The organism is Pseudomonas sp. NY5710 (genome assembly GCF_013305665.1).
In the GTDB taxonomy this organism is placed as follows: Bacteria; Pseudomonadota; Gammaproteobacteria; order Pseudomonadales; family Pseudomonadaceae; genus Aquipseudomonas; species Aquipseudomonas juntendi.
Map to the genome: position 1 here is coordinate 5,574,314 of NZ_CP045554.1, position 22,091 is coordinate 5,596,404.

Consider the following 22,091-nt stretch of genomic DNA (forward strand, 5'->3'; position numbering starts at 1 on the left):
TCGAAAGATCAGCGCCCAGGCGCGTGCCATCGCCCCGCTGCTAGGCGGAACGACGGTGTGAAATTAAGAGGGAATCAGACGCGGGGAGGACGCCACGGATCGGGGGGAGAACCTGTCGCTATGCCTACAGCGTAGGTATCGGCAGGTCGTGGCTTGGCGAAAGTCAGCCCAGGCGTCAGGAAGCTAATCTGTACGGTACTGGCAGTCCTGCACTCCTGGCCGACCTTGCAGGATTTGGCATGGTCGCCAGTCTTACCCAGGTCTTGGTCCTGGCAGCAGTCATGGTCCATGCCCGCCATCATTTCCATGCCCATCGCCTGCATTGGGCAAGGTTCAGTCGCCGAATCGATGCCCGCCATCCCGTTAAGCGGAAGCGCCACGATTAGCATCAGGAGGGTGAGTAGTCGAATGAGCCGATTCATGATGGGCGAGTATAGGTTACCGGGATGAGTTCAGCATTAAGGGGTTGGGGCTGCACTAACCAACCGCTTGGAGGCTGGGAGACTGATGAAGAATGTTGTGACACCCTCCGCTGATGTACACCAGATTCGTCCGCTATGAGCCTCGATGATAGAGCGGGTTATCGACAGCCCCAGGCCTGCATTGCTTGGGCCGCCTTCGCGTCTGGCTGGATCGGCTCGATAGAATCGGTCGAAGATCTTGCCAATGTGCTGGGGATCGATGGTTACCCCGCTGTTACGCACGGAAAGCGTCACGCTTTCAGGCGTCTGCTCGATCTGCACTGATATCTCGTTGCCTTCCGGGGTGTAGCGCAACGCGTTGGATAGAAGGTTGGAAAGCGCTCGGTCAATCATCAGGCGATCGCCACGAACCTTACCCTGCCCGTGTAGGGTCAGTTGGATGCCTTGATCCTCAGCCAGGAATTGGTAGTACTCGAACAGCTTTGATACGAGTTCGGAGAGCTCCACATCGATCTGCTCGGGCACGATCAGACCGTTATCCGCCTTGGCCAGGAACAGCATGTCGTCGATCATGCGCGACATGCGCTTGAGGTCTTCCAGGTTCGAATAGAGGTTTTCTTCATAGGCATCCAGGTCACGCTTCTTGGTGAGCACCACTTCGGTATGGGTCAGAAGGTTGCTGACTGGCGTTCTCAATTCGTGAGCGATATCGGCAGAGAAGTTGGACAACCGAACGAATGCATCCTCCAACCGTCCCAGCATCCCGTTGAAAGACAGGATGAGCTCCTGAAGCTCTAGCGGTACGGGCTCCAGCGGAATGCGTTCGCGAAGTGATCTTGCCGACATCCCGGTGGCCACTTTGGTGATTTGCCCAACAGGCCGAAGCCCGCTTTTGGCCACGACCCAGCCCAAGCCTGCGCTCACAATCGCGCTGATCACCAGACCAATTCCGAACCACCATTGCAGGGTGACAAAGAAATGGGCGTGAGTGGTGACATCGAGCATCAGCACGGCCGTCACCGGTTCCGGCTCGCCTGCAATGGTCAGCTGGGCGGTAATGCCGCGGAAGTTCTGCGCTTTATCCTGCCACTCCCAGACCGCACCCCGATGCGCCTGCTCGAACCGCTGAGGAATCTGGGAGGCTTTGGGGTCTGAAAACAGGACCGTTCCGTCAGCCTTGGTGATTTTCGCCGACAGATCCTGATGTGCGCCGAGCAATGCCCGCAGCTGCTGCTCCTGATCGTCGAGCCCGCCTCGCGCTGCTGAGATGGAAAGGATATGACGCGTTGACTCCAGCTTTTCAGAAAGCGCCTGCTCATCCAGCATCCGGAAATGGTGCTGGCTGAGCCCGTAGAAAGCGACGCCGGCAACCACCAGGACAGCAGTCACCGCGAACATGAACATCAGGGTCAGCCGCTTGACGAGCGATGATTGCGGGCGCATCACTCGGGCACATCCATCATGTAGCCCATGCCTCGGGCGGTATGGATTAGCTTTGGCGCGAAGTCGTCATCAATCTTGGCCCGCAGTCGGCGAATCGCGACCTCGATCACGTTGGTGTCACTGTCGAAATTCATGTCCCACACCTGAGAAGCGATCAGCGATTTGGGAAGCACCTCGCCGCGTCGGCGCATGAGCAGCTCCAACAGGGAAAACTCCTTGGCAGTAAGGTCGATCCGCTTGCCGTTTCGCGTAGCTCGACGCTTGAGCAGGTCCACCTCAAGGTCTGCCATCTTCATAGTGGTTTGAGCAGAACCACCGTTGCCTCTGCGCAGCAACGTACGAACTCGAGCCAGCAGCTCCGAGAACGCAAAGGGCTTCACCAGGTAATCATCAGCGCCCAGTTCCAAACCTTTCACGCGGTCGTCTACGCCGTCTCGGGCCGTCAAGAAAAGGACCGGCACATCCTGACCCGCCGCACGGATCTTGCGCAGGACATCCCAGCCATCGAGCCCCGGCATCATCACGTCGAGGATCAGCAAGTCATACGCTTCGCTCTGTGCCTGTTGCAGGGCGTCAGTGCCTGTCATCACCCGGTCAACGGTGAAGCCAGCTTCTGTTAGACCTTGCTGGAGGTAGACACCGGTTTTCGGCTCATCTTCGGCCACGAGTAATTTCATCTGCTCTCATCCACGCGGGGTGCATTTCCAGTTTGCGGGAAAAAAGAAGCCCAACCAGAAGCTGACGGAAAAGTAATGTCGAGATCAGTTTTCTGACAGCACCGCGAGGCTAACTTGACCCTGTACCTGACGCCATGAGGCGCAGAACCCACTGAGGATCTCCAGATGAACATGGTCAAAGCAATTGTGATGGTCGTTACCTTCGGCATGGCAGGCATTGCCCTGGCAGAGGGCGGCGCGGACCGGACCTTTGCACGGATGGAAGCGGCTCTCCAAAGCTCCATGCAGGCCTCCCAGGTTGCGCAGGGGAAGAAAGAGCAGGCGCCATTCGCCGCCCAGTCCAGCAAGCACGCGGGCCACGAAAGCTGCTGATCCTAGCTTACAGAAAAGTAATCATCCCGGAATCTGAACTATGGCTGTTTCAGAGTACGGCCTCTCATCAGCCTCGCGTAGTGGCGAAAGTCTACGAGACTGGTGAGAGCTCCAATGAACCCAAGGGCTGCACCATCTAGCAGCCTGGATATCAGCGATCTACCTGACTGGACGCAACGGCATGCAAAGCAAAACCACGAGACGATCTTTCGTCAAAGGCCTGGCCGCTACCGGACTTCTGGGTGGGCTCGGCATGTGGCGCGCGCCGGTCTGGGCCGTGACCAGCCCTGGCCAACCGAACGTGCTCAGCGGCACGGACTTCGATCTGTATATCGGCGAACTGCCCGTCAACATCACGGGTGCAGCTCGTACGGCCATGGCCATCAACGGCTCCGTGCCAGGGCCGATCCTGCGATGGCGCGAAGGCGACACCGTGACGCTGCGCGTACGCAACCGGCTGAAACAGGACACCTCCATTCACTGGCACGGCATCATCCTGCCCGCCAACATGGACGGTGTGCCGGGCTTGAGCTTCCACGGCATCGCTCCCGATGGCATGTACGAATACAAGTTCAAGGTCCACCAGAACGGCACTTACTGGTATCACAGCCACTCAGGCCTCCAGGAACAGTCCGGGGTCTATGGGGCGTTGGTGATCGATGCCAAGGATCCGGAGCCGTTTGTGTACGACCGTGATTACGTCGTCATGCTCAGCGATTGGACGGATGAAGACCCGGCGCGGGTGCTCTCCAAACTCAAGAAGCAATCTGACTACTACAACTTCCACAAGCGCACTGTAAGCGACTTCGTTGACGATGTGAGCGAGAAAGGCTGGTCGGCCGCTGTAGCGGATCGGAAGATGTGGGCTGAAATGAAGATGAGCCCCACCGACCTCGCTGACGTGAGCGGGTATACCTACACCTACCTCATGAACGGCCAGGCTCCGAACGGCAACTGGACGGGACTCTTCAAGCCCGGCGAGAAGATCCGCCTGCGCTTTATCAACGGCTCGGCCATGACCTATTTCGATGTCCGGATTCCTGGGCTCAAGATGACGGTTGTGGCTGCTGACGGCCAGTACGTCAAACCCGTATCGGTCGATGAGTTCCGGATCGCCGTTGCCGAAACCTACGATGTCATCGTCGAACCTGAAAACGAGCAGGCCTATACGATCTTCGCGCAATCCATGGACCGTACCGGGTACTCCCGAGGCACCCTGGCAGTTCGTGAAGACTTGCAAGCGCCCGTACCGGAGGTAGATCCACGCCCGATCATCGCCATGAGCGATATGGGCATGGACCACGGCAGCATGGGCGGAATGGATCACGGCGGCATGGCTGGCATGGACCAAGGGAACATGGCCGGCATGGATCACAGCAAGATGGCTGGGATGGACCATGGCAGCATGGCCGGCATGGACCACAGCAAGATGGCTGGAATGGATCACGGCAACATGGCCGGCATGGACCACAGCAAGATGGCTGGAATGGACCATGGCAACATGGCCGGCATGGACCACAGCAAGATGGCTGGAATGGACCATGGCAGCACGGCCGGCATGGACCACAGCAAGATGGCTGGAATGGACCACGGCAACATGGCCGGCATGGATCACAGCAAGATGGCTGGGATGGGTCATGAGGGCATGGCCGGCATGAGCGGTGCAATGCAGAGCCATCCGACTTCCGAGACCAACAACCCGTTGGTCGATATGCAGACCATGTCGCCGACCCCGAAGCTGAACGATCCGGGAATTGGCCTGCGCAACAACGGGCGCCGAGTGCTGACCTACGCCGATTTGCGGAGCACCTTCATCGATCCCGATGGTCGAGAGCCTGGACGCACAATCGAACTGCACCTTACCGGCCAAATGGAGAAGTTCGCATGGTCGTTCGACGGTATCAAATTCTCCGACGCTGAACCGCTGCGGTTGAAATATGGCGAGCGTCTTCGCATCACCTTGGTCAACGACACCATGATGACTCACCCCATCCATCTCCACGGTATGTGGAGTGATCTGGAGGACGAGAACGGCAACTTCATGGTTCGCAAGCACACCATCGACATGCCACCTGGCTCAAAACGAAGCTATCGCGTCACCGCAGATGCCTTGGGACGTTGGGCCTATCACTGTCACCTACTGTTCCACATGGAAATGGGCATGTTCCGAGAAGTCCGTGTGGACGAATGAACTGGAGATTTGAGATGAGCAAACCAATGAAACGAAGCGCCTTTTTCCTCTCTGCTGCGATGGTCGGCATGTTGGCTGTTTATGCCCCGTCGTCGTGGTCTAGCGACAACCACGATCAGCATTCCCAGAAATCCACCGAGGCCGGTAAAGCCAAAGGTTCGCAGGACAAGCAGGGCCAGGGCATGAACCATGAAGGCATGGACCATGGGTCCATGGAAGGTATGGACCACGGCTCGATGAAGGGGATGGACCATGGCTCGATGAAGGGGATGGACCATGGCTCGATGGAAGGCATGGACCACGACAAAATGATGGAATCGCATGGCAGCGACAAAGCTAAGGCAGGGAAAGATGGTCAATAGCCTTGGGCGGCCTTCGCTGCTGGCCCTGACTGTTTCAATCGGCATGCTGGGCGTAACGCCCAGCTTCGCCGCTGAAGAAATGGATCACTCGGGCATGGATCATTCGAAAATGGGGCACGGTTCCATGCAAATGGATGCTGCTCCGTCCGAATCGATGCCGGCGATGGATCACAGCAAGATGGGGATGAGCAAACAGCAGAAACAGCCTGCCCCTGTTGATCACAGCCAGATGGGGCATGCTCAAAGCCAGAGCAAATCCAGCCCGGTGGACCATAGCAAGATGGACCACAGCAAAATGGGCCATGGAAACATGAAGGGCATGGATCACGGTTCGATGAAGGGCATGGACCATTCCCAGATGAATCCTGGTTCAGCGACTTCTCCGACCACAACGAGCCGCACGCCGATTCCAGTGCTCACTGATGCCGACCGCGAGGCAGCCTTTCCGCCTTTGGGTGGCCACCAGGTGCACGACAGCGGAATCAACAGCTTCTTTCTGTTGGACCAGCTCGAATACCAGGACGCCGATGAGGGCAGCACCCTGGCTTGGGATGCATCTGGCTGGGTAGGTAGCGACATCAATCGACTCTGGGTTCGGTCGGAAGGCGAGCGCACCAACGGGGTAACCGAAGATGCTGAGCTGCAACTGCTATACGGGCGCTCGGTCAGTCCTTGGTGGGACGTGGTCGCCGGGGTCCGTCAGGATTTCAAACCGGAATCACCGCAGACCTGGGCAGCCTTTGGTATTCAGGGCATGGCCTTGTATGACTTCGAGGCCGAAGCTACGGCGTTCATCGGCGAAAACGGCCAGACTGCTGCGCGTCTTGAAGGCGAATACGACATCCTGCTGACCAATCGCTTGATTTTGCAGCCCACGGCTGAGGCGAACTTCTATGGCAAGAACGATCCTGAGCGCGGTGTTGGATCGGGTCTGGCCAATACCGAAGTCGGGCTGCGTCTACGGTATGAAATCGTCCGCCAGTTTGCCCCGTACATAGGCGTTACCTGGAGCCGCTCCTACGGCAACACCGCTGACTTCATCCGAGACGAGGGTGGAGATGTTGATGAGGCACGCTTCGTTGCCGGTATCAGGATGTGGTTCTGAGAATTCCAACATGAAAAGAACAATTACAACGCTGCTTGTGGCCGGTGCTGTCGGAAGTGCTGCGGTATTGGGCACCGCGTATTTCGGCTTGGTGAATGTCGGCGCCGATGATCCTCACTTCCCGGCTGTCCATTCGTTTCTCGCCATGGCTCGCGACCGGTCGATTGAGGTTCGAGCGCGAGACATTGAAGTGCCTGACCTGAAGAACGCTGCGTTGATCAAGGCAGGCGCAGGCAACTACAACGCCATGTGCATTGGGTGCCACCTCGCCCCTGGCGTTGGAAAGACAGAACTCAGCCAAGCGCTATACCCGTCGCCACCTGACCTCACCAAGGTGGGTGTCGGAGACGATCCGGCTGCCGCATTCTGGACGATCAAGCACGGCATCAAAGCCACCGGCATGCCCGCCTGGGGCAAGAGCATGGGTGATGAGTACATCTGGGGAATAGTCGCGTTCCTTGACCAACTGCCCCAAATGAATTCTGAGCAGTACAAGGCGTTGGTGGCCACGAGCGGCGGCCATCAGCACGGCGGCGGTGAAAGCGATATGCATAATCATGAGGGCCAGCACGGCGGGAGCGGTCATGCCGAGCGTGGCGATCACGACGAAGCGGCAGATGACGACCATGCTCAGACAGCTCACGACCATGGAGCTGCACCCGCAGGCGCCGCCCAAGCGGCAGATCATCACGGTGACCACAATGCGGCCGAAGCCCATTCGGACGCCCACCCGAAATCGTCGACAAAGACGCATGTTCACAAAGACGGTAAGGAGCACACTCATGCCAACTAACCGGATACTCGTTCGGCTAGCCGCAATCGCTGGGCTGCTGGTGGCCTCGGCGGCCTACGCCGCAGAGTCATTGTCCATCGACGTTCACCGAGATGCGAACTGCGGTTGCTGCAAGAAGTGGATCGCGCACCTGGAAGCCAATGGTTTCAAAGTGACCGACCATGTTGAGACGGACATGAGCGCAGTGAAACAGAAGCTGGGCGTAGCGCCACGGTTAGCCTCCTGCCACACAGCCGTGATTGACGGAAAGTTTGTTGAAGGTCACGTGCCAGCTGAGCAGATTCGAGAACTCAAGGAGCGGAACGATCTGGTAGGGATCGCCGTGCCAGGAATGCCAGCTGGATCCCCAGGCATGGAGGTTGATGGTGTAAGCCATGCCTACCAGGTTATTGGTTTGACCAAAAGCGGCGAGGACCAAGTAGTCGCCAACTATCCAGCCAAATAACCCACCGACCAGAAGGACGGCAGTAGGCTGACTGCCGTCCCATAAATCCCCGCTAGAAAGTTTCATCAGCTCAACACGACGACACAGAGGGCCTGCAAAGCGTAGCTAATCAGATTCACGGCGCTCGCGGACTGGCTTGAGTACGATATCGCCGTTGATAAGCTCGATGGAGAGTCTGTCGCCCGTCGTGACCCCGAGCTCGCTCAGAATGTCGTCGGGTAGTTCCACAATCACATCGCCGGAGCCGTCGCCGGGATCAAGGCACTTGACCGTGGTGCGCGCTGATTGAGTCATTGGGCTGTCCTGCCTGAGCTACCAATTCTCATCGTACTCCACCAGTCATGAAAGCCGGTAACCAGGCGATCAATCGCCGGAATTGACGCTTCAACCCGGCTTTTTATCAGCGTAAGTCCTGCCCGCTCGATCAGTGCTCAGTTCTGGCCCCGGCAACCGATACCAGCGGTCCGGTACTCAAGGATTTTCAGGTCTCCATTGGAATCCTCGTAGTTCATCTGTGCTGGCATCACGTCACAGCTCGCCTTGGTCGATGTCATGCTGATTACTCTCGCCACGTCGAGCCGCATCCCGTAGCGATAATGGATCACCTCCGGTGGCTTCATATCATTGACGGCCGCATAAGCTCGCATAGCTTGCTCATTGGCCTGAATCATCTTCCCGTATAGACGGTCGGATCCTCCTTCGGCGAGCGCGGTTGAGGAGGCCACTATGGCCAGGATGGCCGCGATGCTTTTGATGACTTTCATTTCAATCACTCCAATAGACGTGACTGAAGATTAGGATTTTGTCGCTGTCAATTGAGTGATACGGGGATTACAAGGTTGTAAGTCCGGCTTGCAGATGGAGGTAGCGTTGCGTCTACACGGCATACCAATTCCCCTCAGGCACACTACTGATAGACACCCAGGCGAAGACGCTCAAGATAGTCCGCTACCACGCTGAATCCGAGCGACGTGTCGAGCATCTCGAAGGGTACAAACCCCATCAAACGGCCGCACGGCCGACAAAGCCACTGCTCCGCGAGCATCTGAGAGCCAAATACCTTCGACGCAAGCTCCAGTCCTTTCGCATATTGAAACGCCACCGCGCTCTGCTGGGCATCCAGGCGATGGGCCTGAACGGAATGGCTCAGACGGTGAACGCTTCTGGTCGATATTCCTGTGATTCGCCTGACGAGGTTACGAGCCTTGAATAGGCTTGAGGACTCGACCATGCATTTCACGTCGCTGAAAAAAAATCCTGTTTGGACAAGACGCAGGAGCTCCAGCTGGCTCAACTCATCAAGGTCGGTATGAACCAAGTGGAACGTTGGTGCAAAAGCCTGCGATTCAACAGGTGGGGGCGTGCTTGTAGGATTCATTGCATCGACCTCCTCTTGTGCGTTGGCTGTCAGACTAGATCGAATTTGATTCCCAAGCACGCCCGACGCCCTTTAACCTTCACACCTTAGCCCAAAACGATCACTAATGTGTATGCAGTACCGGTGTCTTCTAACTAAAATGCCATACCACTCGTCTTCCAGAACATCATTGCATGAAAATTTTCACACCATTACCTGGAGAATATATCGCATCTGCGCTTAAGCGCGGCAATGAGCTCCTAGGCATTAAATCGTTGAAAACTGAAGATTTCTATATAAAAGCGAAACCTCGTATTGGGTTCGGAATTAATAAGACTTTGGGGAAGTTGCAAACAGAGTGGCGGCCGCATCAAGAATTCTATTACCCAAAGCTGCTAGACGAGCACAAGATTTCGGACCTAGCCTTAAGCGATCACACTTTGTATCCTATGATAGCTGCCCTCGGGCGTCATCGAGCGACCGCAATCGTCACACCGAAAACTTGGGAAAAGGTTTGTCCAGATTGTGTTCGCGAAGACTTGGATAATTGCGGAAGCCCCTATATTCATCGCAGGCACGTATTGGGTTCCGTACAGGTGTGCAGTACTCATGCCTGCGCTCTAATCGAGACATGTCCGACCTGCTCAATACCAATGAAAAAGCACGAGATTAATCACCTAGCCAAGTGCAGCAAGCTTAACACATGGTCAAAACGTCAAAAGCGAGAATTCGGATCAAACCGTCATATGTATGCCAAATTTGTCGCAGACCTTTTGGACTATAGCGGCCCTATGATCAAGGATGGAATGGCAGACTTTGTCGCATATGCAAGCCTCATGATAAATCGAACTAGCGCATTCGAAAAAACCCAGCTGAATATTTCCAAACTGATCAACGAAGAAATGGGCATAACTTCGAGACTCACCCATGTCAGTATCTCTACCAGCGACAAATATCCTATCTATGTGTTTCTTGGATGCCACACCGCTGAAAATTATTTCAACTTGCTAAATAATAAGGATGAGCAAGACGTGCTGCGGGAGAAGAAAACAGTCATATTCAATAAACTTTTGCACGAAGCCATGAAAACTAATCCATATCGTCACGTATCTGCGTAAAGACTTCATCTTCGGATACGCGAGATATTCTTATTCCTGCATAACGGTATAAAACACTCATCGCACAGTTTTCAGTCAGCGAGTATTCTCGAATTGCCCACCGGATTTTACGTAGCTGATGGTCATGAGTAGACTCAAGTAAACCCGCCATCAACCTAGTGCTCATCGGAAAGTGGTCCGGCATCTTGAGGAAAGCATGAGCGTTTAGGACACGCCTACATAGAGCAGCGCGGGTGACCTGCTGAGGCTTTCCGTCTACAGAAAGAATCATCGTCTTCGCTTTAGCGAGCTCCAACGCAAGGGCCGAGTCCCTGGATTGCCAATCGATCAAAATTCTTCGGTCTCTGTGGTAGGGGTTCCCAGCAACATAACGGGCCAACCATTCCCTGTCGTGGCGGTACAACCACTGATAGCCCGGCTTGTCATGACATTTGAGATTCGTACTCTTCGCAAACGCTATTCGCCGGGCGTGAAGGTCATCGTCAGGGATGAGGTTATTCGGTTCATCAGGCCGGACCACAATACCAGCGCGATTAACGTCCTCTAGACGGTAGGTCTTCAGGTGCTCCAGCTCTAGATCAAGGAGCCAGCAGAGAAAATAGAACTTGAAAGGCTGCACGGTTCGACCTTGTCGCCGCAATATCTGAAAGACCCACTCAGCGGATCGAACCATTTCTTCGAATTCGGCGGCGCTAGGACTGCACCGAAGTCGCCTGGTTAAAAAATCTCTCAGCATCTGCTCTCTAATTCGTCCAGACCTGATAAAACCCATCTCGTCCAAACGGTTCCTGAGCAAATTTCCAGCCAGAATCGTTTTCATCTCATTGGGATGGTCTAGCCCCCACAGCTGCATGTGGGCAATGGCAACGGCCCCGCTGTGGTCACCACAGTCCATAACCGGCGTTCCAGCAGATTCCCCCGGAAGCAACATACAACGCCAATCTGACCATCCGGGGAATCTAATCGCCTGTAGTACTTCGCTGTGGCGTGGACAAATGCAAGTGCCCGATGCTTGGTGAATACGATGCCAATAAGCTGAGCCGCACTCCAGAATGTCCTCTCTGACGCAGCTCTCGCAATACCTAAACGAGGCGTGTTGGAGGAAACGCGATGCTGTAATGCCCAAGGCCATCTTGAGGCCTGTACCTCGATTACCTCCCATTAGAACGGCAGCATCGCGGCCCTTCTCGTCGTCCAAAAAAGGCAGAAAAAGCGGTAAAAGCGTGAAGCGCTCGATCAGCTCTCCTACAGAGAAGGCGCCTCTGAGACGTTCAGACAGAGCCTCTAAGCAGCACGGCAGGATGGAACCGCAGGTACGCGAGTAGCTACCGAACAGCTCTTGGCTGGTCGCTCGGTATCCCTGATTCGCTGCTAGCTTGTGATAGCGCACGGCCAGGCTATAGAGCGACTCATCCGGAAACGGCTGGGGGAAGAACAGAAGGTTAGCCACTGCCCTGAGCTCCCCTGCGTCAAATTACCAGGAAGAATCCCTATCCACCCAGCCGCGCTGTTCGAGCTGAGCCTGAAGGTCTTCGTCCTTCGAAAAATGCACGTTAGTTAACGCGCCGTCAGCAACCGGTACGACCGTACGACTCGGAGCCTTCGGCACCGATTTTTCCTTTGCTAGAGGTGAAGGTGCTATTGCGGTCTGTGTAAGTAGCGAAAGATGAGCCCGGTCCGCCCGGCGAGCCAAGTCGTAGCTCATCATCTGAGCGATTTGGTCTTTTGTAGGCATCATGTCCTCGAAATCAGCAATCTGAAGAGGATCACCGCTTCGAAGGGCCTCGATGGGCTTGTGCAAAAGCCTCATTTGATTGTCATACACCTGCTGAAGCACGGCTGGCGTAATGGCGTCGATTCCTTCCCAAATAACATGACGCTGCGCAAGCATAAGCAGTTTCGCTAGGAAATCTGTATTGCCCTGGGTGAGATCATAGATCTTGGACAGGAGGTCACTCGTCAGGGGAGCGCAAGATTCCGTCCAGTCATAGGCCCAGAGTTGGGACACCAAGTGATGCCAAAACGGATCGTCTTCGCTGAAACGGTCAAAGGCGATTGGTCCCATCCCCGCCGCTCTTCGGGCATTACGCAACACACCAGAAAAAAGCGGAAGCATTGCGTTGGTCCCTACATAGACAAGCGGAACGCCCGCATCATTGGATAAAGTTACGAAGAAATTCAGTAACTTTTCCCGATCCTGCCCCCCTCGCGACGAGCAAAGATGCTGCATTTCATCAATTATCAAAGCACCGATAAAAAAGGTTTTGCACAGCTGACTGATGTGCTGGAGCATTACGCTGATGCTGTTGGCGGCACCGCCCCTGCGAGAGTATTTTTCGACACCTAACGCAGCGTCCAGTGCAGAGAAGAATGCTGCGCAAAAACCGCGCAACGAGCCATCGTGAGGGCACTCTGTAGTGGTCTACTAACCCCGGACACCCATTTAGGCGAGAATGCTCGCCACAGAGAGGTGTCTGATGACCAAGCAACGCCGTACCTTTACCCCTGAGTTCAAGCGCGAAGCTGCCTGCCTGGTGCTCGATCAAGGCTACAGCCATGCCGAAGCGGCCCGTTCGCTCGGCTTGGTCGAGTCGGCACTGCGCCGATGGGTTAATCAGCTTCAGCAGGAGCGCGGCGGCGTTACGCCGGCCAGCAAAGCGTTGACGCCAGAGCAGCAAAAAATCCAAGAGTTGGAAGCCCGGATCACGCGCCTTGAACGCGAGAAATCGATACTAAAAAAGGCTACCGCGCTCTTGATGTCGGAAGATCTCGAGCGTACGCGCTGATCCGCCAGCTCAGCGATCATGAGCCCGTTGATTGTTTGTGCGAAGTGTTTGAAGTCACTCGCTCAAGTTACTACGCACATCGTCACAGAAGGCGAACTCCGGACGTTGAACGACTGCGGTTGCGCAGTCGAGTGAATGAGTTGTTCACGCGAGGTCGAGGTGCGCCCGGCAGCCGTACCATCAAGGCAATGATGCAAGAAGAAGGTGAGCAAATCGGGCGGTTCAAGGTACGCAGCCTGATGCGTGAGCTGGCGTTGATCAGCAAGCAGCCAGGATCACATGCGTACAAAAAGGCCACAGTGCAGCGGCCAGATATTCCGAATACCTTGAACCGAGCGTTTGATGTCGAAGCGCCAAATCAGGTCTGGTGTGGAGACATAACTTACGTCTGGGCTCAAGGCAAATGGCACTATCTCGCAGTTGTACTGGATCTCTACGCACGCAGAGTGGTGGGCTGGGCCTTATCAGAGAAGCCGGATGCAGACTTAGTCGTCAAAGCGCTGGACGTAGCTTACGAACAGCGTGGAAAGCCTCAAGGACTACTGTTCCACTCCGACCAGGGATCGCAATATGGCAGCCGTCAGTTCCGCCAGAGACTGTGGCGCTACCGCATACGCCAGAGCATGAGCCGCCGAGGCAACTGTTGGGATAATGCACCGATGGAGCGAGTCTTCCGCAGCTTGAAATCAGAGTGGATACCGACCACGGGCTACCTGACCGGGCAGCAAGCTCAACGAGACATTGGCCAATACCTAATGGGCCACTACAACTGGATCCGGCCTCATCAGTTCAACGATGGACTAGCTCCAGCGAAAGCAGAAGAAAAACTCAAAACCGTGTCCGGGATGAGTTGACCACTACACTCAATCTTTAGCCACACAACCTGGGTTTCGATGAGAATCGCGTCTTTATATCTGCTGTGACTGATCACCTGCGGATAAAGCCTTGCTATGGAATTAAGCGCTGTGGTCTTGCCCATACCACTCAAGCCAATCAGGGTCATCGTCTCAGCGGTGGACATGAATCCATGGCGCTTGGCATCTGCTGAGGAAGGCAATCGATGCCTAACAGATGAGGCCAACAGCGGATTGCGGCCCGAATAGCCGTAGCGGATCAGCTGGCTGAATAGGTCTTCGAGGCGCAAGTGGATTTCGAATGGAACCACAACATCTTTGAGCCGGTTGATCCCATGGCCGCGAAGCTTCGGTGGCAACGCTCGTTCGGCCTCGTCGGGCTTCGGCGGAAGGTTCCCAACACGCCTCACCACATCAACATCCGAGAGAATTCTAGGCAAGCATTCAATCAGCGGGTTGCCATCATATTGAGGCATGCCTGTAGGAATATATTCTGCGGGGGAGAAGGTCAAATCGTTCATGTCTCTGTCTCGCTACCCTCGCTGACTACCAGTTTCAGAAACGCCGCGCTTCTTGTGGAACTGGGCCTGCCGGTGACTGGCCTAGAATTTTCTCCCGCAAGGGGCGTGTGATCCACAACGCGTAGCTGATTCAGATCAGCGGTATGGGAATCGCGCTCGGTCTGAGCTTCGGTCGCACGCTTGGCACGTTTGTCCCGCTTGAAATCTGCATTCGATTTCGGGTCACCCTGTGCGGCACGTTTGGCTTTGGCCCGGTCAAGGATTTCCTCTTGCCGCCCCCTTACCAGCGCCGCAGTATTGTCACTGTCATAACGGGCATCCGGCGATACTTGGTTCAAGACATGGACCATATCAAGAACCTCCTCCATACGGAGTCCACCATATTTCTGCCGTTGCTGCGGTACAATAGTTAAAGCCTCAAAACCTGCTTCGGACTTGATCCAACAATTTTCAATAGAGTTAGGATCGTAGAATACTCGAACATACTTCGTCCGCAGATTGTGTGAGCGCTCCAACCACTCCTCACGCAAGGCTGTTTGACATGTATATTGGACGCCTTGGAAAACAATACCGCCTCGACTGATACGACACTCTTGAGAGGGCAGTAAAGCAATTTTCAACTCAGCCGGAGAAACCACTTTAGAATTGATAGGACTATTAGCTTTAGACCAATTCCAAACTGCTATAGGCGTCGCTTCTATACCGTCGGCAATCATCTCGCGACTTAATAGGTGTGGTATGCGTAGGCTCTTATTGTGCGCCAAGACCCCTACAATAACCATTTCTGTGAACTCGTCGATATCCAAAATCGCATCGAGTTGGTAGTCCCTATCACCACGCTCCATTTTACGAGCATCTACTCCGCCTGGAACAAATTTCAAGTCCAGGTGTTCATTGATCAGACGGAAGCGGCTTTCGATGATCCCTTTCCAATCAGGCCTAAAGGGGGGCAAAATTTGCACCGCTAGTCCCAAGCTTTGCGACAGCGTTGCCCCAGCCTCACTTAGAAGTTCGGCCCGGTCAGCAACAATTTCGACTGGCAAGTGCGAGCACGGCCAGTCAGCCTCATCTATTTCAACATTGTATCGCTTGCAAAAATCGACCTTTGGGGTGCAAGCATTGTATATCGCGTGTCGAGCCCCATTCCAACTGGGACCCTCAAGGCCCACGTGAATCCCTACAATCATTCTAGTAAAGGTATCGACGACCACATAAAGTATGGGGCGTCCTATGAGCCATAGCCTGTTAACGCGATGCACTAAATATACATCAGCGATGGTGGAATCTATCTCATATCGATGGGTCGCACCCATCAGGCCTTGGGAAGCTGCGCCAACGATAGCACGATGATCTTTGTTGTATCGAACAGAACCGCCACGCACCTTAAGTTTATAAAGATCATCGAAAAAAAGCTTACCGTGATATCTGAGCTGGGTAGTAGTCGGGTAACTGCCGCGTACAATATTCCCTTTCGAGCCGTCTGGCAGAGTCTCTCTATAAAATTTGTTTAACATCCACTTATGTGCATCTTTCAGGGTGCCGCATTTGCCGCTAGCAACCCGCCCGTAAGCCAAACGGATATGAGAGAGATGGCGCGGTTCGAGCGTGATAGCACCACCATCATTGACAACGACACCACGATACTTACGCGGCCTACCGGGGATAATGCCTGAGGATCGATCCTTTTTCTTTCCCCGACCACCGCAAGCACTAGTGTTCCATAGAAACGCGTTAGGTGTCTGCCCCATGCTCCAGTAGCGGTATAGAAGCCGGTATATCTGTTTACGCTCTACTCCTGCCTCTAGGGCATGCCTAGCAACCAGCTTTCCAAAACCCGGTCCAAGAATTTCCAAGGCGGAGCGATCTTCTACTAACCCTCTTATAAGGCTCCAGTTACGATTTCGGCTCGATTTTTCATTTTCACTAATTTCATCATCACTTCTGAGCAGATGTAAGGGCACCATTTCTCGACTTAAGATTGCGCGCCCTGCGTCAATATCGTCAATCAAAACGGACCGCTCGATCTGCCACGGCTTGCTGGGATTCGTACTCAGCTCAATCACAATTACAGAAGCATCATCTATGCCTAAAATCCGAACCGCTTTTTTTAGTAGGCTAGGTTCTTCGCCAGGAGTGACAATGCTGTTGATTTTAAGATCAAGCATGATGGGAAACCTCGTTTGGCAGAGACAAAGCCGCTGACCTTTGATTCGGCCATACGTGCAACGGCTGCGACATGCTTATTATTTTCGAGGTAAGATCTGACTCTAAACGACCGTTCCATAGCAGGTGATGGAAGAGGCGCTTTACCCCCATATATTCAATGTAAAGGTCACGAGACGCTTTATCCAAAAGAATTTTTAACGGTATTTGATCCGTCTTTGCCTCCTCAATGTATCCAAGCAAATTGCCGATGTTCTTCTCCGTCGGTAACGAGGGATGAATACTGGCGTATGTCCTGAGAATCTTGAGGTTCGCTAATTTTATCTTTGAGAGGTTTTCATGCAGGACCAGCTTCCAGTCCACCCCCCTCATTGCCCAGTATTTTTCTTCGATGGCTAGCTTTTCTGCTATTCGATTACGCGCCTGAAGATCAGCTTGCTCAAACTCTTTTCGGTATTTCACTGATCGAGCAGCTAGCCTTGTTTCGCCAGAGGAATCTAAGAAGGTAACGAGAAAGTCCGTCGTCATAACGACAGGTATTTGCGTGCCAGGATATACAGGGTGGCGACAGTTAATACTTGAGGCAATTGCTTGGGTCTCAGCCTGTGTCAGCAGAGGATACTGCTCTCGGATATCGATGATCGAGGCATCGTGCTCAAGTACAGTTAAGTAATCTCGCTCTGCATTGGACAGCAGGTGGTGTGTGCGGTGAATTTTAACTCCCGCGATCATATGAGAGACACCCTTTGATTTGATCTCCCACACTTTGATCCATGGCTTATAGGAATCTCTGACTCCACACCCACGACCCGATTGAATTTTCTTATCTATTTTTGCCTGGGTCATCAGCTTGCGATGTGCAGCCTTGACCGGAGCTATGGGCATGGATGCCATTGTTCGAGTCGCTCAAAATTGGGCGACCCGCTCGACCGGGACGAGGACAGGTGTCGTGCACAGGGGACACCCCAGAGAGCGGGCTAAGCCAGGACAACAGTCACAGCGTTGGGTAGAGGATTGTCACCCGAATCTCCAAGGCCTGGCTCCGGCCCGATGTGCGGTCAGAGCCTGCCTTGTGACAACCTTTATTACGTTGTGACAACCTTTATTGTTTTGTGACAACCTTTATTATTCAAAAACACAGCCCAAGCCCCGCGCCCATCCGTTACTCAACCGTAACCGACTTGGCCAGGTTACGCGGCTGATCCACATCGGTGCCTTTCAGCACAGCCACGTAGTAAGACAGCAACTGCAGCGGAATGGTGTACAGGATCGGCGCCAGGGCATCGGCGATGTGCGGCACCTGGATCACGTGGGTGCCCTCGCCATTGGTCATGCCCGCATGTTCGTCAGCGAACACCACCAATTCACCACCTCGGGCCCGTACTTCCTGCAGGTTGGACTTCAATTTCTCCAGCAGTTCGTTGTTCGGCGCAACGGTCACCACCGGCATATCGTTGTCCACCAATGCCAACGGGCCATGCTTCAGTTCGCCAGCCGGGTAGGCTTCTGCGTGAATGTAGGAGATTTCCTTGAGTTTGAGTGCGCCCTCCATCGCCACCGGGTACTGGGCGCCGCGGCCGAGGAACAGGGTGTGGTGCTTGTCGGCGAACAGCTCGGCGATTTTCTCGACGGTGGCGTCCATGGCCAAGGCTTCGCCAAGGCGCGTGGGCAGGCGGCGCAGCTCTTCGACCAGGTCCGCTTCGACACCGGCCGGCAAGGTGCCGCGGACTTGGCCGAGCGCCAGCGTCAGCAGCATCAGCGACACCAGCTGGGTGGTGAAGGCCTTGGTCGAGGCCACGCCGATTTCCGGGCCAGCGAGGGTCAGCAGGGTCAGGTCCGACTCACGGACCAGCGAGCTGATACCCACGTTGCAGATCGCCAGGCTGCCGAGGAAGCCCAGCTCCTTGGCGTTGCGCAGGGCAGCGAGGGTGTCAGCGGTTTCGCCAGATTGCGAAATGGACACAAACAGGGTGTCTGGCTGCACCACCACCTTGCGGTAGCGGAATTCACTGGCCACTTCCACCTGGCAGGGGATGCCGGCCAGGCCTTCGAGCCAGTAACGGGCGACCATGCCTGCGTGGTAGCTGGTACCGCAGGCAACGATCTGCACATTGCGCACTTTGGCAAACAATTCTGCAGCCTGGGGGCCGAACGCCTGGACCAGAACGTGATCTTTACCCAAGCGCCCTTCCAGCGTGCGCTGAACCACAGTTGGCTGCTCGTGGATTTCCTTGAGCATGAAGTGGCGGTAGTTACCCTTGTCGGCGGCCTCGGCGCCTTCATGGTACTGCACGGTATCGCGCTGGACTTCGTGCCCGGCCTGGTCCCAGATGGTGACCTGATCGCGACGGATCTCGGCGATATCGCCCTCTTCCAGGTACATGAAGCGGTCGGTCACCTGGCGCAGGGCCAGTTGGTCGGATGCCAGGAAGTTCTCGCCCAGGCCCAGGCCGATCACCAGTGGGCTGCCGCTGCGTGCGGCGAGCAGGCGATCAGGCTGGTGGATGCTGACCAGCGCCAGGCCGTAGGCACCGTGCAGGCGTTTCACGGCCGCCTTCAGCGCATCTGCCAGGTTTGGCACGCTTTTTAGGGTATGGTGAATCAGGTGCACGATGACTTCGGTATCGGTCTGCGAGGCGAAGACATAGCCCAGGCCCTTCAGTTCTTCGCGCAGCTCTTCGTGGTTCTCGATGATGCCGTTGTGCACTACCGCTACTTCATTAGCAGAGAAGTGCGGGTGGGCATTGCCCTCGGTCGGTGCACCATGCGTCGCCCAGCGGGTGTGGGCGATACCCAGCCGGCCACTCAGCGGCTCGGCAGCAACGGCCGCTTCCAGCTCGCTGACCTTGCCGATACGGCGGCGACGCTGCAGCTGGCCTTCCTGGGTGAGCACGGCCAGGCCGGCGCTGTCGTAGCCACGGTACTCAAGCCGCTTGAGGCCTTCGATCAGGATGGCGGTGATATTACGTTCGGCGACGGCACCAACGATTCCACACATGAATTATTGCTCCTGGCTGATCGCGGCACAGATCAGGTTGATGCCGCGGGCTTGAATGTGTTCGCGTGCCGCTGGGGGCAGGCGTTCATCTGTAATAAGGGTATGCACGCTGCCCCAGGGCAGCTCGAGGTTGGGGATCTTGCGCCCCACCTTGTCCGACTCGACCATTACGATCACTTCGCGGGCGACCTCAGCCATTACTCGGCTCAGGCCAAGCAACTCGTTGAAGGTGGTGGTGCCCCGCGCGAGGTCGATGCCATCGGCACCGATGAACAACTGGTCGAAATCGTAAGACCGCAGGACCTGCTCGGCGACCTGCCCTTGGAACGATACGGAATGCGGGTCCCAGGTACCACCGGTCATCAGCAGTACCGGTTCGTGCTCGACCTCGCTTATGGCGCGAGCCACATTCAGCGAATTGGTCATCACCACCAGGCCGGGCTGGCGGCCCAGTTCCGGAATCATAGCGGCGGTCGTGCTACCGCTATCGATAATGATCCGAGCATGCTCGCGTATACGACCCACCGCTGCACGGGCGATAGCCTTCTTGTAGGCAGAGACCGGTTGCGCGGGTTCGCTGAGCATTTCCTGCGGTACCGGTACTGCCCCGCCATAACGGCGCAGCAGCAGGCCGTTCGCCTCCAGCGCGGCAAGGTCCTTACGAATGGTCACTTCCGAGGTTTCGAAACGCTTGGCCAATGCATCCACACTCACTTCGCCCAGCTCGCTGAGCATGGCCAGGATGTTGTGGCGGCGTTGAGGAGTGTTTCGTTTCGACATGATCGGTTAAATTTCGTTTCGAAAGATAATGATCGCAATCAAAACCTAAGATGAGCGATTCGTCAAGCTGTGCGTAACTTTACTGGCGGCAATTTTTCCTAGGGGAGCGGCGGTGTGGCAATCCGACTTACCCCGCAACGCCGGCACCGCGATGTATGGCACCGGCTTTGCCGGTGTTCGCGGGCTTGCCCGTTCCCACAAGGGCCGCGCCCACACATCGGGTTGCATAGCGCACAAAAAAGCCGACTTACTCACATAGGTCGGCTTCGAGGAAAGCAGCTGTGGATAAATCAGCTCTTCTTGATCTTCTCCGGCCGCTTCCAGCCTGGGATGTTGCGCTGTCGCGCTCGTGCCACTGCCAGGTCGCCCGCTTCCACAGCCTGAGTGATGGTCGAGCCGGCAGCCGTCGTTGCACCGGCTTTTATTTCCACAGGCGCCACCAGCGAATTGTTCGAACCGATGAATACGTCCTCACCCATCACTGTCTTGAACTTGTTGGCACCGTCGTAGTTGCAGGTGATGGTGCCAGCGCCGATGTTGGTACGGGCGCCGATTTCGGCATCCCCTAGGTAGGTCAGGTGGCCAGCCTTGGCACCCTCTCCCAGGTGAGCGTTTTTCAGTTCTACAAAGTTACCCACATGGGCTTTGGCATCCAGCACGCTGCCAGGGCGCAGCCGGGCAAACGGGCCGGCATCGCTGCCCTCGCCCATCACCGCACCTTCAAGGTGACTGTTGGCCTTGACCACAGCCCCTTTGCGCAGGGTCGTGTTCTTGATTACACAGTTGGGACCGATCTGCACATCGTCCTCGATGACCACTTTGCCCTCGAGTACAACGTTGATGTCGATCAGCACGTCACGACCGACGGTAACCTCACCGCGCACATCAAAGCGCGCCGGGTCACGCAGGGTTACACCCTGGGCCATCAGGCGACGCCCTTCACGCAACTGGTAGTGGCGCTCCAGCTCGGAAAGCTGGCGACGGTCGTTGGCCCCCTGCACTTCCATTGGATCGTGTGGCTGCTCGGTAGCCACCACCAAACCATCGGCCACCGCCATGGCGATGACGTCGGTCAGGTAATACTCACCCTGGGCGTTATTGTTCGACAGACGACCCATCCAGTCAGCCAGGCGCGCCGCTGGCAGCGCCAGAATGCCGGTGTTGCCTTCGTTGATCGTTTTCTGCGCTTCGCTGGCATCCTTGTGCTCAACGATGGCGGTGACATTGCCTTGCTGATCGCGAACAATGCGGCCATAGCCGGTCGGGTCGTCGAGGGTGACCGTGAGCAGGCCCAGTTGCTGGTCATTAGCTTTGGCCAGCAGGCGCTGCAAGGTCTCCACTTCGATCAGCGGCACGTCGCCGTACAGTACCAGCACAGTATCGGCAGTCAGCGCTGGCAGTGCCTGTGCAACGGCGTGGCCGGTACCCAGCTGTTTATTCTGCATGACGAAATTCAGGTCATCGGCGGCCAGGCGCTCGCGGACCAGTTCGGCACCATGGCCAATGACCACATGAATACCTTGCGGCTGCAGCTGGCGCGCGCTGTGGATAACATGGCCGAGCATGGAGTTGCCGGCGACCGGGTGCAGCACCTTGGGGAGCGCCGAACGCATGCGCGTGCCTTGGCCTGCGGCGAGAATAACGATATCGAGGGACATTACTGGCTACCAATCCTGGGCGGTCAGCTGCGTGACCAGAATAGAA

The 22,091-nt window shown here is 55.7% G+C and carries 21 protein-coding genes; 8 read left to right on the forward strand and 13 right to left on the reverse strand.

Annotation, left to right across the window (positions count from 1 at the left end; all coding sequences use genetic code 11):
* Positions 1 to 458 precede the first annotated feature (458 nt).
* On the reverse strand, positions 459 to 1,865 hold the full coding sequence (locus GEV39_RS25730) for a heavy metal sensor histidine kinase (RefSeq protein WP_047595906.1): 1,407 nt from the start codon (positions 1,863 to 1,865) through the stop codon (positions 459 to 461).
* Positions 1,865 to 2,542 carry a heavy metal response regulator transcription factor gene (locus GEV39_RS25735; protein WP_044047190.1) on the reverse strand — a complete coding sequence of 226 codons (678 nt, stop codon included), beginning with the start codon at positions 2,540 to 2,542 and terminating at the stop codon, positions 1,865 to 1,867. Before GEV39_RS25735 ends, GEV39_RS25730 begins: the two co-directional genes overlap by 1 nt.
* Before the next feature lie 165 nt (positions 2,543 to 2,707).
* Here GEV39_RS25735 and GEV39_RS25740 point away from each other — a divergent pair, with 165 nt between their 5' ends.
* The 6 genes from GEV39_RS25740 (at position 2,708) to GEV39_RS25765 (ending at position 7,810) form a co-directional block, all read left to right on the forward strand.
* The gene (locus GEV39_RS25740; RefSeq protein ID WP_013974890.1) at positions 2,708 to 2,914 is read left to right on the forward strand and encodes a co-regulatory protein PtrA N-terminal domain-containing protein; all 207 of its coding nucleotides are present in this window, start codon (positions 2,708 to 2,710) and stop codon (positions 2,912 to 2,914) included.
* A 181-nt stretch (positions 2,915 to 3,095) separates the two neighbouring features.
* Positions 3,096 to 5,105 carry a copper resistance system multicopper oxidase gene (locus GEV39_RS25745; RefSeq protein WP_044047191.1) on the forward strand — a complete coding sequence of 670 codons (2,010 nt, stop codon included), beginning with the start codon at positions 3,096 to 3,098 and terminating at the stop codon, positions 5,103 to 5,105.
* Between the two features lie 14 nt (positions 5,106 to 5,119).
* Positions 5,120 to 5,467 carry a hypothetical protein gene (locus GEV39_RS25750; RefSeq protein WP_013974892.1) on the forward strand — a complete coding sequence of 116 codons (348 nt, stop codon included), beginning with the start codon at positions 5,120 to 5,122 and terminating at the stop codon, positions 5,465 to 5,467.
* Entirely contained in the window at positions 5,457 to 6,572 is a 1,116-nt protein-coding gene (locus GEV39_RS25755) for a copper resistance protein B (protein WP_044047193.1), read from the forward strand. The genes GEV39_RS25750 and GEV39_RS25755 overlap by 11 nt, the downstream gene beginning before the upstream one ends.
* A gap of 10 nt (positions 6,573 to 6,582) precedes the next feature.
* The gene (locus tag GEV39_RS25760; RefSeq protein ID WP_013974894.1) at positions 6,583 to 7,365 is read left to right on the forward strand and encodes a c-type cytochrome; all 783 of its coding nucleotides are present in this window, start codon (positions 6,583 to 6,585) and stop codon (positions 7,363 to 7,365) included.
* Positions 7,355 to 7,810, forward strand: coding sequence for a DUF411 domain-containing protein (locus GEV39_RS25765; RefSeq protein ID WP_044047194.1), 456 nt, complete (start codon positions 7,355 to 7,357; stop codon positions 7,808 to 7,810). The genes GEV39_RS25760 and GEV39_RS25765 overlap by 11 nt, the downstream gene beginning before the upstream one ends.
* Before the next feature lie 105 nt (positions 7,811 to 7,915).
* On the opposite strand, the gene GEV39_RS25770 is transcribed toward GEV39_RS25765, so the two are convergent.
* From GEV39_RS25770 to GEV39_RS25780, 3 genes are all read right to left on the reverse strand, one after another.
* A complete protein-coding gene (locus GEV39_RS25770) occupies positions 7,916 to 8,104 on the reverse strand; it encodes an AbrB/MazE/SpoVT family DNA-binding domain-containing protein (protein ID WP_044047195.1) in 189 nt (62 codons plus the stop codon).
* Between the two features lie 137 nt (positions 8,105 to 8,241).
* Entirely contained in the window at positions 8,242 to 8,574 is a 333-nt protein-coding gene (locus GEV39_RS25775) for a DUF2790 domain-containing protein (protein WP_044047196.1), read from the reverse strand.
* Between the two features lie 143 nt (positions 8,575 to 8,717).
* Positions 8,718 to 9,188 (reverse strand): antitoxin Xre/MbcA/ParS toxin-binding domain-containing protein, encoded by a 471-nt coding sequence (locus tag GEV39_RS25780; protein ID WP_044047197.1) that lies wholly within the window; start codon positions 9,186 to 9,188, stop codon positions 8,718 to 8,720.
* Between the two features lie 173 nt (positions 9,189 to 9,361).
* On the opposite strand from GEV39_RS25780, the gene GEV39_RS25785 reads away from it, so the two are divergent.
* Positions 9,362 to 10,285: a TniQ family protein gene (locus GEV39_RS25785; RefSeq protein WP_114167560.1), complete on the forward strand. Its 924-nt coding sequence runs from the start codon at positions 9,362 to 9,364 to the stop codon at positions 10,283 to 10,285.
* On the opposite strand, the gene GEV39_RS25790 is transcribed toward GEV39_RS25785, so the two are convergent.
* Positions 10,257 to 11,735, reverse strand: coding sequence for a TnsD family Tn7-like transposition protein (locus GEV39_RS25790; RefSeq protein WP_013974897.1), 1,479 nt, complete (start codon positions 11,733 to 11,735; stop codon positions 10,257 to 10,259). The genes GEV39_RS25785 and GEV39_RS25790 overlap by 29 nt on opposite strands.
* Positions 11,736 to 11,759: 24 nt before the next feature.
* The gene (locus tag GEV39_RS25795) at positions 11,760 to 12,677 is read right to left on the reverse strand and encodes an ATP-binding protein (RefSeq protein WP_249414310.1); all 918 of its coding nucleotides are present in this window, start codon (positions 12,675 to 12,677) and stop codon (positions 11,760 to 11,762) included.
* Between the two features lie 85 nt (positions 12,678 to 12,762).
* Between GEV39_RS25795 and GEV39_RS25800 the strand changes: the two genes are divergently transcribed.
* A protein-coding gene (locus GEV39_RS25800; protein WP_173888027.1) for an IS3 family transposase occupies positions 12,763 to 13,925 on the forward strand; the annotation gives its coding sequence in 2 pieces (ribosomal slippage) (positions 12,763 to 13,018 and positions 13,018 to 13,925; 1,164 coding nt in all).
* Here GEV39_RS25800 and GEV39_RS25805 read toward each other — a convergent pair.
* The 6 genes from GEV39_RS25805 to glmU form a co-directional block, all read right to left on the reverse strand.
* Positions 13,856 to 14,446 carry a hypothetical protein gene (locus tag GEV39_RS25805; protein WP_249414311.1) on the reverse strand — a complete coding sequence of 197 codons (591 nt, stop codon included), beginning with the start codon at positions 14,444 to 14,446 and terminating at the stop codon, positions 13,856 to 13,858. The two genes, GEV39_RS25800 and GEV39_RS25805, sit on opposite strands and share 70 nt — an antisense overlap.
* The gene (locus tag GEV39_RS25810; RefSeq protein WP_013974899.1) at positions 14,443 to 16,611 is read right to left on the reverse strand and encodes a TnsB C-terminal domain-containing protein; all 2,169 of its coding nucleotides are present in this window, start codon (positions 16,609 to 16,611) and stop codon (positions 14,443 to 14,445) included. Before GEV39_RS25810 ends, GEV39_RS25805 begins: the two co-directional genes overlap by 4 nt.
* A complete protein-coding gene (locus GEV39_RS25815) occupies positions 16,604 to 17,503 on the reverse strand; it encodes a TnsA endonuclease N-terminal domain-containing protein (RefSeq protein WP_049798467.1) in 900 nt (299 codons plus the stop codon). Before GEV39_RS25815 ends, GEV39_RS25810 begins: the two co-directional genes overlap by 8 nt.
* A gap of 268 nt (positions 17,504 to 17,771) precedes the next feature.
* A complete protein-coding gene (gene glmS / locus GEV39_RS25820) occupies positions 17,772 to 19,607 on the reverse strand; it encodes a glutamine--fructose-6-phosphate transaminase (isomerizing) (protein ID WP_173891625.1) in 1,836 nt (611 codons plus the stop codon).
* 3 nt (positions 19,608 to 19,610) lie between these two features.
* A complete protein-coding gene (locus tag GEV39_RS25825) occupies positions 19,611 to 20,390 on the reverse strand; it encodes a DeoR/GlpR family DNA-binding transcription regulator (protein ID WP_173891767.1) in 780 nt (259 codons plus the stop codon).
* A gap of 287 nt (positions 20,391 to 20,677) precedes the next feature.
* Positions 20,678 to 22,045, reverse strand: coding sequence for a bifunctional UDP-N-acetylglucosamine diphosphorylase/glucosamine-1-phosphate N-acetyltransferase GlmU (gene glmU, locus GEV39_RS25830; protein ID WP_173891626.1), 1,368 nt, complete (start codon positions 22,043 to 22,045; stop codon positions 20,678 to 20,680).
* Positions 22,046 to 22,091: the final 46 nt, after the last annotated feature.